This window comes from Flavobacterium sp. 38-13 (assembly GCF_001899155.1).
GTDB lineage: Bacteria > Bacteroidota > Bacteroidia > Flavobacteriales > Flavobacteriaceae > Flavobacterium > Flavobacterium lindanitolerans.
Genome location: NZ_MKVG01000007.1, coordinates 194,561 through 209,599, shown reverse-complemented (window position 1 = coordinate 209,599; position 15,039 = coordinate 194,561). Strand labels below are relative to the sequence as shown.

The following is a 15,039-nucleotide window of genomic DNA, read 5'->3' as shown; positions in this document are numbered from 1 at the left end:
TTTACGAAGTCCAAAATCTTCAATCTGAAATCTTCAATCTCAAATCTAAAATCCAAAATCTCAAATCTTTAACACCAGATTCTAATTATTTCTCTAAGTTTGTGTAAAAACAAACTTTATGAAACGAGTACTAATTACTTCGATGGCCATTTTGGGCTTTATCGTTACTTCCTCCGCACAAAATAAAGGAAAAATAGAAATTGGACTTAACGCTGGCTTGAATTCATCTAATGCGAGTACAGGATATGATTCTGCTGACCCGAGCATAGGTTTTAATTTTGGAGCTTCAGCCGATTATTACTTTTCTAATAGATGGAGTCTTAAAGCAAAATTAATATACGACAGAAAAGGATGGGATAATGACCTTGTTCGGGTTTCTGACCAATTTGACCCTGTAGTTCGTTATGCAAGTACAGATATTAATTTAGATTATCTTACGGTTCCTTTAATGGCCAGCTGGCATTTTGGTAACAGAAAGAACTGGTACCTGAACTTTGGCCCTTACATAGGCTTTTTAATGAATGCCAAAGAAACAAGGTTTGATTCTGACATCAAGGAAAGTTTTAATAAGGTAGATGGCGGACTTGCTTTTGGACTTGGCGTAAAAATCCCGGTATCAGACAAGTTTAAGGTTTTTATCGAATATGAAGGACAGGGTGGTATGGCAGAGCTATTTAAATATAATGATTATGATGATACTATTATGAACGCCAGAAGCTCCCTTAATGTGGGTATAAACTTTTTGCTTTATTAAGTGAAGCAGTAGGCAGTAAGCAGTAGGCAGTACTCAGAAATCAGAAAACAAATTCATAAAAAAAACCGTTTTGAAATCCAAAACGGTTTTTTTATTATCTAAAATCTGAAATCTAAAATCTAAAATCTGCAACCTGCAATCTTAATTCTAAAATCTCAAATCAAAAATCCTACAAATGTATCACTTCACCATAAGCATCAGCAGCCGCTTCCATAATTGCCTCGCTCATAGTTGGGTGAGGGTGGATAGACTTGATGATTTCATGGCCTGTAGTTTCTAATTTTCTGGCAACAACTGCTTCAGCAATCATATCAGTTACACCGGAACCAATCATGTGGCATCCTAACCATTCTCCATATTTAGCATCAAAAATAACTTTTACGAAACCATCGGGAGTTCCGGCAGCTTTTGCCTTACCTGAAGCAGAGAAAGGAAACTTACCAATTTTCAATTCGTAACCTTTTTCACGTGCCTGTTTTTCTGTTAAACCAACAGAAGCGATTTCAGGTGTAGCATACGTACAACCAGGAACATTTCCATAATCGATTGGCTCTACGTGAAGGCCGGCAATTTTTTCAACACAAAGAATTCCTTCAGCCGAAGCTACGTGTGCCAATGCCTGACCAGGAACTACATCACCAATAGCATAATAGCCAGGAATGTTGGTTTGGTAGTATGGGTTCACTACAATTTTATCTCTGTCTGTTGCGATTCCAACTTCTTCAAGTCCTATGTTTTCAATGTTTGATTTAATTCCAACAGCAGAAAGCACGATATCAGCCTCAAGGATTTCTTCTCCTTTTGAAGTTTTTACGGTAGCTTTTACGCCATTTCCGGAAGTATCCACTTTTTCAACAGAAGCATTTGTCATAATCTTGATACCGGCTTTTTTCAAAGAACGCTCAAATTGTTTTGAGATATCTTCGTCCTCAACCGGAACAATGTTTGACATAAACTCAACAATGGTAACTTCAGTTCCCATAGCATTGTAGAAATGTGCAAACTCAACTCCAATAGCTCCTGAACCAACAACAATCATTGATTTTGGTTGCTCAGACAATGACATAGCCTGACGGTAGCCAATTACTTTTTTACCATCTTGAGGAAGGTTTGGCAATTCGCGGGAACGTGCTCCGGTAGCAATGATAATATGGTCTGCAGAATATTCTGTTGTTTTTCCGTCTTTTCCAACAACATCAATCTTTTTTCCAGGTTTTACTTTTCCGGTACCTTCAATAACATCAATCTTGTTTTTCTTCATCAGGAACTGGATGCCTTTGCTCATTCCGTCAGCAACACCACGCGAACGTGAAATGACAGCATTAAAATCCTTGTCAAATTTTTCAACAGTCAAACCGTAGTCAGAAGCATGTTTTAGGTAATCAAAAACCTGTGCTGATTTTAATAATGCCTTAGTTGGAATACATCCCCAGTTCAAGCAGATACCGCCAAGGTTTTCTTTTTCGATAATGGCAACTTTAAAGCCTAATTGCGCTGCTCTGATGGCTGTTACATAACCTCCGGGACCGCTTCCTAAAACAATGATATCGTATTTCATTAGAGTATAATTTTTTCTTGTTATTTAAGAGTACGAAAATAATTAATTATTTGGTTATGGAAAAGTTTCGCTCTTGCAAAGTTTCCACAACTGCTGTTAGTATCAATTTTTCTTTTTTGTCACAATTCTTATAAAAGCATACAAAGCCAGAGTTTGTAGCGTAACATTTATGAACACGAGCATAAACCCGAAACCCTCGGAGCCAACAGCATAAAACGGATAGGTTTTGTCAATCAGATAAATCGGAAAACTGAGAAAAATAATAATCAGATTGGAGAGATTGACTAAGAACCTGCTTGAAGACTCCTGAATGATATAAGTACAGGAAATACCAATAACTATTTCAAGAATAATGACAATAAAAAGAAGTTTGAAGAATAATTTCATGAGTTGGGTATTAGCTCTCTACTGCAAACTGTGAGTAGTATAGGTTTTTGTAATAACCTTCTGCCTTGTTAATCAGCTCGTAATGTGTTCCCTGTTCTACTACTTTTCCTTTTTCCATGACAATAATCTTATCGGCATTCACAATAGTTGCCAATCGGTGGGCAATCACAATTGAAGTTCTGCCTTTCGTAATGGTTTCCGTAGCCTTTTGAATCAATTCTTCAGAATAGGAATCAATAGACGAAGTAGCCTCATCAAGAATCAGTATACTCGGATTGCTTACAAAAGCCCTTAAGAAAGCAATAAGCTGTCGCTGTCCGGAAGAAAGCATTACACCACGTTCTTTTACATTATAATCATAACCATGCGGCAATGTCATTATAAAATCATGCACGCCAATTTCTTTTGCAGCACGGATGACATCTTCTCTTGAAATATCCGGATGCTCAAGGGTAATATTGTTGTGAATCGTATCGGCAAAAAGAAATACATCCTGAAGCACCACGGCAATCTGGTTTCTAAGGCTTTTTAAAGTAAAATCTTTTATATTGGTACCATCAATCAGTATTTCACCTCCGTTAATTTCATAAAAACGGTTCAGCAGGTTTATAATTGTCGATTTTCCTGCTCCGGTAGCTCCAACTATGGCAATAGTTTCTCCTTCTTTGACATGAATATTGATGCCTTTCAGGACTTCTTCTTTACCGGTATAGCTGAAATGTACATTTTTAAAATCGATGTTGCCTTTAAAAGTAGGAGCCGTAACTTTTCCTTTATCCTGAATATGTCCTTCCATATCCAAAACTTCAAAAACACGGTTCGCAGCAATCATACCCATCTGCATTTCATTGAATTTATCCGCAATCTGGCGTAAAGGATTGTAAAGCATCCCGATAAACATAGTATAAGAGAATAAATCTCCAAAGGTTGTCGTTCCGTTTCCTGCTACGATGTTCATTCCACCATACCAAACAACCAGGCCAAGAGAAATAGACGAAACAATATCTGCAATAGGGAAAAATATAGAGTTGTACCAAACGTTTTTAATCCAGGCTTTTTTATGCTTGTCGTTGATTACTTTGAATTTTTCATATTCGATATCTTCTCTCGAAAATAGCTGTACGATTTTCATTCCGGTAACACGTTCCTGTACAAAAGTGTTGAGGTTAGCAATCTGCGTTCTCACTTCTTCAAAAGCCACCTGCATTTTTTTCTGGAAAACGCGTGTAGCATAAACCAGTACCGGCATAGCGCACATTACAATGATAGTAAGCTTCCAGTTCATATAGAACATAAAAAGCAATACGACTACCATTTTCAGCAGGTCACTTATAATCATAAACAACCCCTGACTAAAGATTTTTGAGATGGATTCAATATCAAAAACGGAACGCGTTACCAGTTTTCCAACCGGCTCATTGTCAAAATATTTCATTTTGAAACTCATCATATGGCCGAAGAGTTTTACACGGATATCTCTGATAATATCTTGTCCGAGCCAATTGGCAAGGAAAACGAAATAAAATTGCGAAACGACCTCAATAATCAAGGCGCCTCCCATTAATAAGATAAAGTATAATAATCCGGTAGCGTCTTCCGGCTGTATGTAACTGTCAACAGTCTGTTTTAGCAAATAAGGGCGGAGTGCAGCAAAAACCGATAAAGTAACCGCAAAGAAAATAACCCAGTAATACCGGGTTTTGTACGGTTTGGTGTACTCCATTATTCGTTTAAATATTTTAGTATCAGATGCTTTCATTTCTTTTTTCGAGGCTAATTTTTGTCAATCGGCTGAGTGCCACAAATATAAGGATATTCCACTTTGGTTAGAAACAGACCCTGGGCCGGGGCAGAAGCTCCGGCTTCATTTCGGTTTTTACTTTCGATTATTTTTCTGAAATCTTCCAGGCTTATCTTGCCCATGCCAACAGCGACTAATGTTCCTACAATGGCACGTACCATATTTCGCAGGAAACGGTCGGCAGCAATTGTAAAGACCAGTTTATGCCCGTCTTGTTTCCAATAGGCTTCCATGATTTTGCATTGGAAAGTTTTTACATCGGTATTCACTTTTGAAAAACACTGAAAATCGCTGAATTCGAAAAGAATTTTTGCGGCCTGGTTCATTTTTTCCATATCAAGAGCCTGATGGCAGTACCAGCTTAAAGGTTCTTCAAAGACATCCTTTACGGTTGTAACATGATATTCGTAAGTTCTTTTCACTGCATCAAACCGGGCATGGGCATCATCCGCAACAGTAAGGATTTTAAGAATGGCAATATCTTTGGGCAGATAAGAATTGAGCCTGTTCTTTAAAATTGTTGCCTCAAAAGAAATTTCCGTATCAAAATGGGCAAACATTTGTTTGGCATGAACGCCGGTATCTGTTCTTCCCGCACCAGTAATTTCAATATCGCTCCGAAGCAGGACAGCAATAGCCTTGCCCAGCGTTTCCTGCACAGAAGGAGCGTTAGGTTGTTGTTGCCAGCCGTGGTAATTTTTGCCGTTATAGGCAAATTCGATGAAATATCTCAAGGTGAAGTAAATCCAAAGTTTTGAAAAACAAAGATAGTCATAAGTTTTATAGGAGTAAGAATGCAGGGTTTCAAATTTTTCTTAAAGTTATGAACTAAAAGAGTTTTGTTTTTTAGATTCAGGACTCCGGAAACTTTGTAATTTTATCCGGCCTAATTTTTAAGACAGATGAAAAAAATTCTTTTACTTTCCGATACTCATGGGCATATAGATGACACGATTTTAAAATATGTCGATCAGGCAGATGAAGTGTGGCATGCGGGAGATATTGGCGACCTGATTGTAACAGATACTTTAAAAAAACACAAACCATTACGGGCTGTTTTCGGAAATATTGACGGTGATAAGGCAAGAATGGAATTCCCGTTGAACAACCGGTTTATGTGTGAAGACGTAGATGTCTGGATTACACATATTGGTGGCTATCCCGGAAAATATAGTCCGGCTGTTAAAAGTGAAATTGCTTTAAATCCGCCAAAACTTTTCATCACAGGACACTCGCACATTCTAAAAGTAATGTTTGATAAAAAACTAAACCTGCTCCATATGAATCCCGGAGCCTGTGGTATTTCCGGTTTCCATCAGGTGAGAACTATGCTTCGTTTTGTTATTGATGGCGATAAAATTAAAGATTTGGAAGTAATTGAAATAGGGAAGAGGCCATAGAGGATTGGTATCTGATTTTATTTCGGAATTTGGAGTTTGATGTAAATCAAGGTTCCGGCATTAATTTTTGAATTGATGGAAATAGTGCCTTTTAAGTGCTTGATTCTGGATTTGATTTGTGTAAGCCCAAAACCGTCACTCAATAATTCCTTGCTGGTGTCAAAGCCTTTACCATCGTCTTCAATAGTAAGCAGAAGCTGTTTGTTATTCTCTTCCAGCGTAATATAGGCTTTAGAAGCTTTACTGTGCTTTATGATATTGTTGAAAAGTTCTGCAGTAATAAAATACACACGCATTTCAAACTCTTCGTTGTAACGTCTTCCTTGTGGAACATAACTGGAATATTCAAATTGAAGTATGGAGTTTGAGTTTTTTTCACAAAGGTCCTGCAAAGCATGAAAGAGTCCAAACTTGGCCAATAATGGCGGAATCAGTTCATGCGATAAATCCCTGACATTATCGTGTGCTTCCTTAAGAATAGCCCGGGTCTTTTGGATTTCTTCAGAATTTTCTGTGGGATTTTTAGCAGCATAGGCTGAAAGATGGAGTCCGGCAGAAGATAATAAAGCACTAATACTATCGTGAAGTATGGTGGCAATGTTTTTTCGTTCAATTTCCTGTCCGTCGATGGTTGCATTGATGATATTTTGCTTAATCTGCCTGTCCAGTTCTATAAATCTGTTTTTTTGTTTCAGCTTTAAGTTCTGGTAGAAGAAATAGAACAGGATAGTACTGAAAGCGAAAAGCGCAATAAAAATCAGGATTATTTTTTGGTTGTTTTTTTGCTTTTCTTCCAGCAGTCGTTGCTTTTCTTTATTCTCGTTCTCGATTTTTTCAATCTTGTATTTTGTCTCTACATCCGAAATGGCTCGTTTGATATTATCTTCATAAATTGTTTCGTTAACATGAAAATATTTATTCATGTAGGTAATGGCATTTTTATAGTCGCCCATCATTTCATAGCCATATGACAGGTTGAGATAAGTATCCCCAACTTCCTGTGAAATGGTGTCTTTTGGGTTTGTTTTTAAAGATTTGAGATATTGCTCAACTCCTTTTTTATAGTTTTTTTCGACTACGAGATAATAATAACCAAGATTACTCAAAGCCGTACAGATTTGTCGGATATTATTTGCCTTTTCTGCATAAAACATGGAAGAATCAAGATATTTTCTAGCCAGAGTAGGTTTTTTGTTCATGATATAATAACTATAGTAGTTGTTATAGCTGAACGCCAATTCATTCGGGTCATCTAATTCTCTTGCACCTTTCATGATTTTTTCCATATAATAGAAAGCACTATCAGAATCGGTCAGGATATGGACTTTAAAAAGCCTTTGGTAGATAAATGAATTTGAATTTAGAAGTTTGTGCTTTCTTCCCAGGGAAAGAGAACGGTAGTAATAATTTTTTGCCCTGTCATAATTCCGGATAGAAGCATACCGGTGCCCGATATCTTCCATAATTTCCATACGTGAGGCAATAATATTATGCTTTTCTGCAATTTTAAGAGCCTTGAATAAAGTCTCGAAGGATTTTTGATTATCATTAAGCATAAAATAGATGTCAGCCTTTTTGAGGCTGACATCGCAATACTTTTTATAATCTTTGTTTTCCAGATAAAATTTTGACTTTTCTCTCGAATATTTCAAACCTTTCAGGTAGTCTTTATTCTCAATATAATAGGATATAGAGTCTGTGGTTTTATCTTGAGCCGTAGCAAATCCGGAAAATAAAATGAATAGTAATAGTATTGTCCAAAATGGCAATTTGAAATTAGTCCATTTTAAGGTCATCTATTCTCAATCTTGGTTTTTTTGTTACAGGGTCTCCATCACCAATTCCACCACTATTTCCATCAGGAAGTTCAAAATCTACATTGATAACATTCTCTATACAAGAAAAGTATTCGTAGTATTCTACAAACTCAGTTGATGGGTCTTTCTCGTACGGTTTTAAAGTAACGGCAATAATATTAACGTCATAAGGGTCTACAAAGGTGGTGTACTCGCAATTGATGGGGATTTGAAAAGCTACTCTAAAAGTATCATCTTCTTTTCCGATACTGTAGTTTTTTAAGAATAATGACATAGTTTCTGATTTATAGATTAATTAATTAAGTTATGTTTTAAGGCGTATTTGACCAATCCGATGGTTGTTTTTACATTAAGTTTTTTGATTAGGTTCTTGCGGTGGGTTTCTACAGTATTGGTACTGATATTCAGCTCTTCGCTAATTTGCGTTCCGCTGTATTCCATTGTGATGAGTTTGAGTACTTCCAGTTCTCTTTCCGTAATTGAGGAAAGCGGCATGGCTTCATTAATGTAACTCTGTTGTGGTATTTTGGAAAATGATTCAAAAATCCGGTCGCGTATGGATTGTGAAAAATATTCTTCTCCATTTGCGACTACATTGATGGCCTCAATGATATTTTCACCGGCGCTTTGCTTGCTAAGATATCCGTTAGCTCCTAGTTTTAGTACTTCTTTTATGATTTTTACATCATCATAGCTGGAAAGTATGATGACCTTACAGCTAAAACCTTTTGTTGCAAATTCACGAAGCACCTCAATACCGTCTTTTATGGGCATATTAATATCCATGACAAGGACATCGGCTTTGCTTTTTTCGACATCTTCGACCAGATTTTCACCATTTAGTGAGTATCCGGCGACTTCAAATTTAGGGTTGGTCTTCAGCATTGAAAGCATGCCGTCAATGAGAACCTGGTGATCGTCAGCGAGATATATTCTAATTTTTGTGTCCATTTATGGGGTAATTGGCTTAACCAAATTTAACTTTTTTTTTGAAGTAATACCACAACAAATTAATTTAACCTTGCGAAATGCGATAAAAATCGATGAACTACAAAAAAAGCCCGAACAAAGTTCGGGCTTTCTCACGCACTAAATAAAACTAAGTTTATAGGTTTATCTCAATCGGTCCACAGATTTTACGAGATCTTCATCCTTTTTTATGGCTTTGTTTGCAAGCACTAGAAAAACGATAGAAAAAATAGGTAGAAACATCCCAATACCCTTCTCAGAGGTCGCCACCTCTCCGGATACGCTTAGTGAATGATATACAAATAATCCTAATAAAATTAAATTTAATATGATATTCAATCTGCCAAGGACAAATTGCAATTGTCTATTCTTAAACAAAAAAATGGCAATCAGTGAAAGAGCAGCACTTAATCCAAACAAAATCATATCCGCAAGATGGTCTGCCGCAAAAGTTTTTATACCGGTTGAAGAAGTTTCCAACGGAAAAACAAAAGGCAGTATGCCCATAATAATAAAGGCAATCAGTAGATAGATGGTCTGGATTCTCTGAATCATTTATTTGTTGATTTGTCCCACAAAAATATATTTTCTTTTTCATAAATACTATTGCATGATTAAAATTTATTCGTATTATTGCATAAGAAATCCGTAAGCACTTCATTTAGCGGATTATCCATTTTCAAAAAAAATAGAATCACATCTACTCTTTCAAAGATTCCAACAATTAATTCAAAAACATTCATGTTTGATATTTCTGTATTAAAAGAAATGAAGCTGTCTGAGCTTCAGGATATTGCTAAAGCAACTAAAAAAATAAAGATTAACGGAGTAAAAAAAGAAGCCCTGATTTATCAAATTTTGGATTATCAGGCAGCAAATCCTGAAGTTATTCCTGCTCCGGCCGCTGAAACTGAAGCCAAACCTAAAAGGGCAAGGATAATCCCGGAGAAAAAACCTAAAGTTGCTGTAGAAAATACAAATACCCTTTTTTCTGAACCGGAACCAACAGCTGTAAGCGAACAGCCAATCCAGGAAAAAAAGAAACCCGTTGCAAAACAACCCGTAAATCCTGCTAAAACGGCAGAAACCAAAAGCCCGGATGCAGTTGCAGCACCAACACAAAAAGATAAAAAGCAACGATTCAATAAAAATAATTTCGAGAAACCTCAGGCTGCCAAAGAAGAAACAGCAGAAAAAAATACAAATGAGGTAGTGGCTCCACAACCGGTTGAAGTAGAATCGGTTTCTTCTCAAAAAGGGCTAGAAAAAACGGCTAAACAACAGCAGCCACAGCAAAATCAGAAGCAGAACCCAAACCAAAAACAGAATCAAAATCAAAACGGTAACGGAAACCAAAATCCGAATCAAAACCAAAACCAAAACAATAATCCCAACGCAAACCCGAATTTCAAAAACAATAAAAAAGCCAATTTCAGAGATGCTGATTTTGAATTTGACGGTATAATTGAAAGTGAGGGTGTTTTAGAAATGATGCCTGACGGTTATGGATTCTTGCGTTCTTCTGATTATAACTATTTAGCATCTCCTGACGATATTTATCTTTCTACATCTCAAATACGACTATTCGGATTAAAGACCGGTGATACTGTAAAAGGAGTTGTACGTCCGCCAAAAGAAGGGGAGAAATATTTTCCTTTGGTAAGAGTATTAAAAATTAACGGACATGACCCGCAGGTTGTGAGAGACCGTGTTTCTTTTGAACACCTGACGCCACTTTTTCCAGATGAAAAATTTAATCTGGCCGGAAAACAAAGCTCTATTTCTACAAGAATTATCGACTTGTTCTCTCCAATAGGAAAAGGACAAAGAGGAATGATTGTGGCACAGCCAAAAACAGGTAAAACGATGCTTTTAAAAGATATCGCCAATACCATAGCAGCAAACCATCCGGAAGTATATCTTATTGTTTTGCTTATTGATGAAAGACCTGAAGAGGTAACAGACATGCAGCGAAGCGTTAGGGGAGAAGTAATTGCCTCAACTTTTGATGAACCTGCAGACAGACACGTAAAAGTAGCCAACATTGTTTTGGAAAAAGCAAAAAGATTGGTAGAATGCGGTCACGACGTGGTTATCCTTCTGGATTCAATTACCCGTTTGGCAAGAGCTTACAATACAGTTCAGCCCGCATCAGGAAAAGTATTGAGTGGTGGTGTGGATGCGAATGCCTTGCAAAAACCAAAACGTTTCTTTGGAGCGGCAAGAAATATTGAAAATGGCGGTTCTTTGAGTATTATCGCAACTGCCCTGACAGAAACAGGTTCTAAAATGGATGAGGTTATTTTTGAAGAGTTTAAAGGAACCGGAAACATGGAATTGCAGCTGGACAGAAAGATTGCCAATAAGCGTATTTTTCCGGCTATCGACCTTACTTCATCAAGTACCCGAAGAGACGACTTGCTTTTAGACGAAGGAACGATACAAAGAATGTGGATTATGAGAAAATACCTGTCTGATATGAATCCGGTTGAAGCCATGGATTTTATTAATGACCGTTTCAAGAAGACCAGAAATAATGAGGAATTCCTGATTTCTATGAACGACTAATCAAACAGAAATAAAAAAAACTCCAATTACTATTACTGAAATTGGAGTTTTTTTATGCCTTATTTTTTTGTTGCAACAATAGAATAGACCATCGGAATTTTATTACCCAGATGCATTATACGGTATTTCCCAGGTTCGAATTCTTCGGTTTTATTAAAGCAATCATAGGGCGAATAGTCATATTCATTAAAAGAATTCAATTCCAGACCATTTATGATAAGGCTGTTAAGGATTTCGCTGGTAGCGTGATTCCAGCTTACTGTTTTTAAAGAAACGGGTGCCTCTTTATCTGCGTAGGTGCCGTTTCCAGTCTCAATAATAGGAGCATCCTTGAAATAATTATAACCGATTCCTTCAAAGTTATCATCGAACATCCAGACAACCGGATGAAAATCTGCCATGATAAATTTACCGCCGGGTTTTAAAAATCGTTGGATAACCTTTGCCCATTTATCCAAATCAGGCAACCAGCCAATTGTTCCGTAACTGGTAAATACAATATCAAATTCTTCGTTAAGATGTTCCGGCAGGCTATATACATCACAATTAATAAAATGGGTATCAAGGTTTAATTGCTGTGCCGTTTCACGTGCCTTATTGATTGCTTTATCAGACAGGTCGACTCCGGTAGTTTTTGCCCCCAGTCGGGACAACGACATCGTATCCTGCCCGAAATGACATTGCAGGTGAAGTATTTTTTTGCCACTGATGTCACCAAGCAAATCCAATTCAATTGGTTTTAGCGTATTGTTTCCTTCCAAAAAACCTTTCTGGTCATAAAATTCAGAATCTACATGGACTTCCGTCTTTTTGTTCCAGGTTTCCCGGTTTATTTCTAAGTAATTATCTTCCATTGTTTTAGATGTTAGCAATAAATTTAGTGACGTTACCCGGATGGATTATATTCCTCTCATTTTGCAACGTTGTGTAAAACTACAGATAAAAATCATACAATTATGAAATTGGTATACTGAGATTGAATTGCTATATGTTTATGGAAGAAACACTACTGCTACTGATTTTTTACGGATTATAATTTTTCATACCAATCCAAAATATCGTCTGCCACTTTTTCCCAGCCCGGTTCGCCGGCTATAAAATGACTTTTACCATCATAGATTTTCAAATCGACTCTACTGTTTTTGTCTTTGTATTTTCCGGCAATGGTTGTGGTCAAAGAGGCGGGAAAAATATGGTCGTTTCCGCCACCAATAAATAAAAGTGGCGTATGGGCTTTTTTGAAATTGATATTAGAATAGGAGTCCAAAACCAACTGTCTGCTTACTGCATAACTTTCAGGAACAGCATATAGGTCAAACATTTTTTCTTTTTCTTTCTCTGGCAAAGTATTGAAAAAGGCATAATCATACCATTTGCGGGAGCCCATAAAATTTTTCTTTCCTGAAAAAAATCCAAAAGCAGGCAAAGCGGTTTTTAATGTTTGGAATGGAGGAAATACGTTTTTAGGAGGAGCACCATCAATGCTAACGGCTGCCGCTACTTTATTTAGGTCCGTTAATTTTAGTACAGCCATTCCTGCCATAGAATGTCCAATTACCAACGGTTTTTCAGGTAATGAATCAATCAGTTTGACAATATTATCTACCACTGCCTTGAAATTGGTTTTTGCCAAATCAGGGTGTTCCGTTTTTCTCAATTCAGCAGGATTGCCTTCATGTCCAGGATTAACAGGAGTATGGACTGTGTAACCTTTTTGTTCATAATAGTTTTTCCAGGCTGTCCAGGTCTGGTTGTTTACGAAATTTCCGTGTATGAGCACGATTGTTTTTGACTTATTCATAATTTGATTATTTAGTTGTTAAATGATGAAGCAAAGTTCCATCATTGCTATGCCAAAAACTTTAACCTGGGTTAAAATCGTAATTATTTGCCAGAAATTCTTTTTCGGATACGGCTGAGAGAAGGTCCCTGAATGCCGAGATAAGAAGAAATCTGGTACAATGGAACAGTATTAAAAATATCGGGATGGTGTTTGATTAAGTCCAAATAACGTTCCTCCGGGGTTTGGAAAAGAAAACTTTCAGTACGGGCAATGGTTATATTGAAAGCTTCCTGAGCCAGTAATCTGCCAAACCGTTCCCAGGCATGTGACTGTCGGTACAATCCTTGCAAATCATTGATATGGATGCATAAAACCTGCGAATCGGTCATGGATTGGGTGTGGTAATCACAAGGACTCTGATTGATAAAGCTTTTAAAAGAAACTACAAACTGGTTGCCGGAATACAAGAATACATTTTTTTCATCGCCTGTTTTAGAATCAACGATATACGACCTGAAAACGCCTTCCGTTACAAAGCCGAGATACTTGCAAACATTTTTGTATTCATTAAAAAAATCCCATTTTTTATAGCTCATTTCCTGCCATAATGGTTCTGACAGCTCAAAATCTTCGTCTGTTAATCCGGCAAATTCTTTTAATGCAAACGATAGGTGTTTGAGTTTATCCATGATTTATCTTAAAAGTTCCGATTTTTCAAAGTAAATATAGATAATTTACAGAAAGCTTTACTATTTAAAAGAGATGATTTTATAGCGCCGACTATACTTTTTAAAATTCTACTTCTAAGATTACCAGTTTGTTAGAAAGCGATAAATACAAAAAAGCCTTTCTGATTTCAGAAAGGCTTTCGCTGACTTTTATCAATAAAATTAGTTCACGATTACTTTTTTAGTAGCCGTTTGGTTTTGTGAACCCAATTTCAGGAAATAAAATCCTGAAGGAAGATTCTCCAAAGTATAAGTATTGTTTTGTGAAGCAGGATTTTTAATTTCCTGAACGATTTGTCCGTTGATATTAATCAATTGGATTTCATCCAAAACGATATCAGACGCAATATTGATTTTACCATTGCTTGCCGGGTTCGGATATACTGAAACAGCAGAAAGCGGATTGACTTCTTGTGTTGAAAGCGACGGCCAACGGTTTTCAGCAGCCGGACCTCCCCAAATCAAAGTGGCCAGGTATGGGTTGTCAATAAAAGGATTTCTGTTTCCTTGTCCGTAAGCATTGTTTGCATTACCTAAATAGGTGTTTCTGTTATCTTCATATTGTGACACCGGATCTTCAGCATTCCACTGAAGGAATAAATCAATCATGTTAGTATCTGACGCTACTGCTGTACCAACCCCAACATTTTTTGGAAGGCATCTGTTACCATATCTAAGGTACATATACATCATCATTCGGGCAACATCGCCTTTCCACTCATCACCAGGATACCAGGTTGATGAAGTAATGTCACGTGAATTTCCGGAACCGGCAGTAAATTTTTCGCTTCCTCTATCACCATTTCTCTGAACATCGGCAGCTCTTAAGTGATGAGCATCAGCACCAGGTCCTGAAGTTCCTAAGTCTGGAGTTCCCAAAGATTTTGCATAGGTATGTTCTCTGTTCCATTGGCAGGTAGCACCTCCACCATCGCTGTTTTTGTTTCTGCGTCTGTGGTCGTTATCGTCTGCCTGAGATGACGGACAGATTGAATTGCTGAAGCCATACAAAAGCAGGACATTCGTGTTTGTAGCATCAGCCGGGTCAAGATCGATAATTTTGATGGCTTCTTCTGCACCATCATAACTTAAATTTCGGGTATGCGTTGATGTAATTTTTTGCGCAAGGGCTGTTTTTAAAGCCATTCCTGTTTGGCTGAAGTCAAATCCGTTGTAATAAGGAGCGGGCGCACCAGCTTGAGCAAAGGCAAAAGATGCACTAAACACCATTGCCAGAGTGTAAAATTTCTTCATTAAATTATAATTAAGGGATG

15 protein-coding genes are annotated in these 15,039 nt (G+C 37.2%); 3 read left to right on the top strand and 12 right to left on the bottom strand.

Features of this window, described 5'->3' with window-relative positions; genetic code table 11:
- Nucleotides 1-118: 118 nt before the first annotated feature.
- Entirely contained in the window at nucleotides 119-754 is a 636-nt protein-coding gene (locus BGO88_RS03840; RefSeq protein WP_286706024.1) for a porin family protein, read from the top strand.
- Nucleotides 755-923: 169 nt separating this feature from the next.
- Here BGO88_RS03840 and lpdA read toward each other — a convergent pair whose 3' ends face one another.
- The 4 genes from lpdA to truA form a co-directional block, all read right to left on the bottom strand.
- Nucleotides 924-2,312, bottom strand: coding sequence for a dihydrolipoyl dehydrogenase (lpdA, locus tag BGO88_RS03835; RefSeq protein WP_286706023.1), 1,389 nt, complete (start codon nucleotides 2,310-2,312; stop codon nucleotides 924-926).
- Nucleotides 2,313-2,414: 102 nt separating this feature from the next.
- A complete protein-coding gene (locus BGO88_RS03830; protein WP_101471838.1) occupies nucleotides 2,415-2,699 on the bottom strand; it encodes a hypothetical protein in 285 nt (94 codons plus the stop codon).
- Between the two features lie 10 nt (nucleotides 2,700-2,709).
- On the bottom strand, nucleotides 2,710-4,458 hold the full coding sequence (locus BGO88_RS03825; RefSeq protein WP_273238724.1) for an ABC transporter ATP-binding protein: 1,749 nt from the start codon (nucleotides 4,456-4,458) through the stop codon (nucleotides 2,710-2,712).
- A gap of 14 nt (nucleotides 4,459-4,472) precedes the next feature.
- A complete protein-coding gene (truA, locus tag BGO88_RS03820) occupies nucleotides 4,473-5,234 on the bottom strand; it encodes a tRNA pseudouridine(38-40) synthase TruA (protein WP_286706022.1) in 762 nt (253 codons plus the stop codon).
- 168 nt (nucleotides 5,235-5,402) lie between these two features.
- Between truA and BGO88_RS03815 the strand changes: the two genes are divergently transcribed.
- On the top strand, nucleotides 5,403-5,900 hold the full coding sequence (locus BGO88_RS03815; RefSeq protein WP_286706021.1) for a metallophosphoesterase family protein: 498 nt from the start codon (nucleotides 5,403-5,405) through the stop codon (nucleotides 5,898-5,900).
- A gap of 17 nt (nucleotides 5,901-5,917) precedes the next feature.
- On the opposite strand, the gene BGO88_RS03810 is transcribed toward BGO88_RS03815, so the two are convergent.
- From BGO88_RS03810 to BGO88_RS03795, 4 genes are all read right to left on the bottom strand, one after another.
- Nucleotides 5,918-7,696: an ATP-binding protein gene (locus BGO88_RS03810; protein ID WP_286706020.1), complete on the bottom strand. Its 1,779-nt coding sequence runs from the start codon at nucleotides 7,694-7,696 to the stop codon at nucleotides 5,918-5,920.
- Nucleotides 7,677-7,991, bottom strand: a complete 315-nt coding sequence (locus BGO88_RS03805; protein WP_056070883.1) for a hypothetical protein — start codon at nucleotides 7,989-7,991, stop codon at nucleotides 7,677-7,679. The genes BGO88_RS03810 and BGO88_RS03805 overlap by 20 nt, the downstream gene beginning before the upstream one ends.
- A 17-nt stretch (nucleotides 7,992-8,008) precedes the next feature.
- A complete protein-coding gene (locus BGO88_RS03800; RefSeq protein WP_286706019.1) occupies nucleotides 8,009-8,668 on the bottom strand; it encodes a response regulator in 660 nt (219 codons plus the stop codon).
- Nucleotides 8,669-8,830: 162 nt separating this feature from the next.
- A complete protein-coding gene (locus tag BGO88_RS03795) occupies nucleotides 8,831-9,241 on the bottom strand; it encodes a DUF4293 domain-containing protein (RefSeq protein ID WP_286706018.1) in 411 nt (136 codons plus the stop codon).
- A gap of 186 nt (nucleotides 9,242-9,427) precedes the next feature.
- Between BGO88_RS03795 and rho the strand changes: the two genes are divergently transcribed.
- Nucleotides 9,428-11,254: a transcription termination factor Rho gene (gene rho / locus BGO88_RS03790; RefSeq protein WP_286706017.1), complete on the top strand. Its 1,827-nt coding sequence runs from the start codon at nucleotides 9,428-9,430 to the stop codon at nucleotides 11,252-11,254.
- 59 nt (nucleotides 11,255-11,313) lie between these two features.
- On the opposite strand, the gene BGO88_RS03785 is transcribed toward rho, so the two are convergent.
- From BGO88_RS03785 to BGO88_RS03770, 4 genes are all read right to left on the bottom strand, one after another.
- On the bottom strand, nucleotides 11,314-12,108 hold the full coding sequence (locus BGO88_RS03785) for a class I SAM-dependent methyltransferase (RefSeq protein WP_286706016.1): 795 nt from the start codon (nucleotides 12,106-12,108) through the stop codon (nucleotides 11,314-11,316).
- A 176-nt stretch (nucleotides 12,109-12,284) separates the two neighbouring features.
- Complete coding sequence (locus BGO88_RS03780) at nucleotides 12,285-13,055, bottom strand: alpha/beta hydrolase (RefSeq protein ID WP_286706015.1); 771 nt, start codon at nucleotides 13,053-13,055, stop codon at nucleotides 12,285-12,287.
- A gap of 83 nt (nucleotides 13,056-13,138) precedes the next feature.
- Nucleotides 13,139-13,726: a Crp/Fnr family transcriptional regulator gene (locus BGO88_RS03775; protein ID WP_277015858.1), complete on the bottom strand. Its 588-nt coding sequence runs from the start codon at nucleotides 13,724-13,726 to the stop codon at nucleotides 13,139-13,141.
- Between the two features lie 201 nt (nucleotides 13,727-13,927).
- Nucleotides 13,928-15,019, bottom strand: coding sequence for an endonuclease (locus tag BGO88_RS03770; RefSeq protein WP_286706014.1), 1,092 nt, complete (start codon nucleotides 15,017-15,019; stop codon nucleotides 13,928-13,930).
- Nucleotides 15,020-15,039: the final 20 nt, after the last annotated feature.

Excerpts from the sequence above, each read along its gene's own strand:
- BGO88_RS03840 (WP_286706024.1), top strand. The coding sequence starts at position 119 with ATGAAACGAGTACTAATTACTTCGATGGCCATTTTGGGCTTTATCGTT.
- lpdA (WP_286706023.1), bottom strand. The coding sequence starts at position 2,312 with ATGAAATACGATATCATTGTTTTAGGAAGCGGTCCCGGAGGTTATGTA.
- BGO88_RS03830 (WP_101471838.1), bottom strand. The coding sequence starts at position 2,699 with ATGAAATTATTCTTCAAACTTCTTTTTATTGTCATTATTCTTGAAATA.
- BGO88_RS03825 (WP_273238724.1), bottom strand. The coding sequence starts at position 4,458 with ATGAAAGCATCTGATACTAAAATATTTAAACGAATAATGGAGTACACC.
- BGO88_RS03815 (WP_286706021.1), top strand. The coding sequence starts at position 5,403 with ATGAAAAAAATTCTTTTACTTTCCGATACTCATGGGCATATAGATGAC.
- BGO88_RS03810 (WP_286706020.1), bottom strand. The coding sequence starts at position 7,696 with ATGACCTTAAAATGGACTAATTTCAAATTGCCATTTTGGACAATACTA.
- BGO88_RS03805 (WP_056070883.1), bottom strand. The coding sequence starts at position 7,991 with ATGTCATTATTCTTAAAAAACTACAGTATCGGAAAAGAAGATGATACT.
- BGO88_RS03800 (WP_286706019.1), bottom strand. The coding sequence starts at position 8,668 with ATGGACACAAAAATTAGAATATATCTCGCTGACGATCACCAGGTTCTC.
- BGO88_RS03795 (WP_286706018.1), bottom strand. The coding sequence starts at position 9,241 with ATGATTCAGAGAATCCAGACCATCTATCTACTGATTGCCTTTATTATT.
- rho (WP_286706017.1), top strand. The coding sequence starts at position 9,428 with ATGTTTGATATTTCTGTATTAAAAGAAATGAAGCTGTCTGAGCTTCAG.
- BGO88_RS03785 (WP_286706016.1), bottom strand. The coding sequence starts at position 12,108 with ATGGAAGATAATTACTTAGAAATAAACCGGGAAACCTGGAACAAAAAG.
- BGO88_RS03780 (WP_286706015.1), bottom strand. The coding sequence starts at position 13,055 with ATGAATAAGTCAAAAACAATCGTGCTCATACACGGAAATTTCGTAAAC.
- BGO88_RS03775 (WP_277015858.1), bottom strand. The coding sequence starts at position 13,726 with ATGGATAAACTCAAACACCTATCGTTTGCATTAAAAGAATTTGCCGGA.
- BGO88_RS03770 (WP_286706014.1), bottom strand. The coding sequence starts at position 15,019 with ATGAAGAAATTTTACACTCTGGCAATGGTGTTTAGTGCATCTTTTGCC.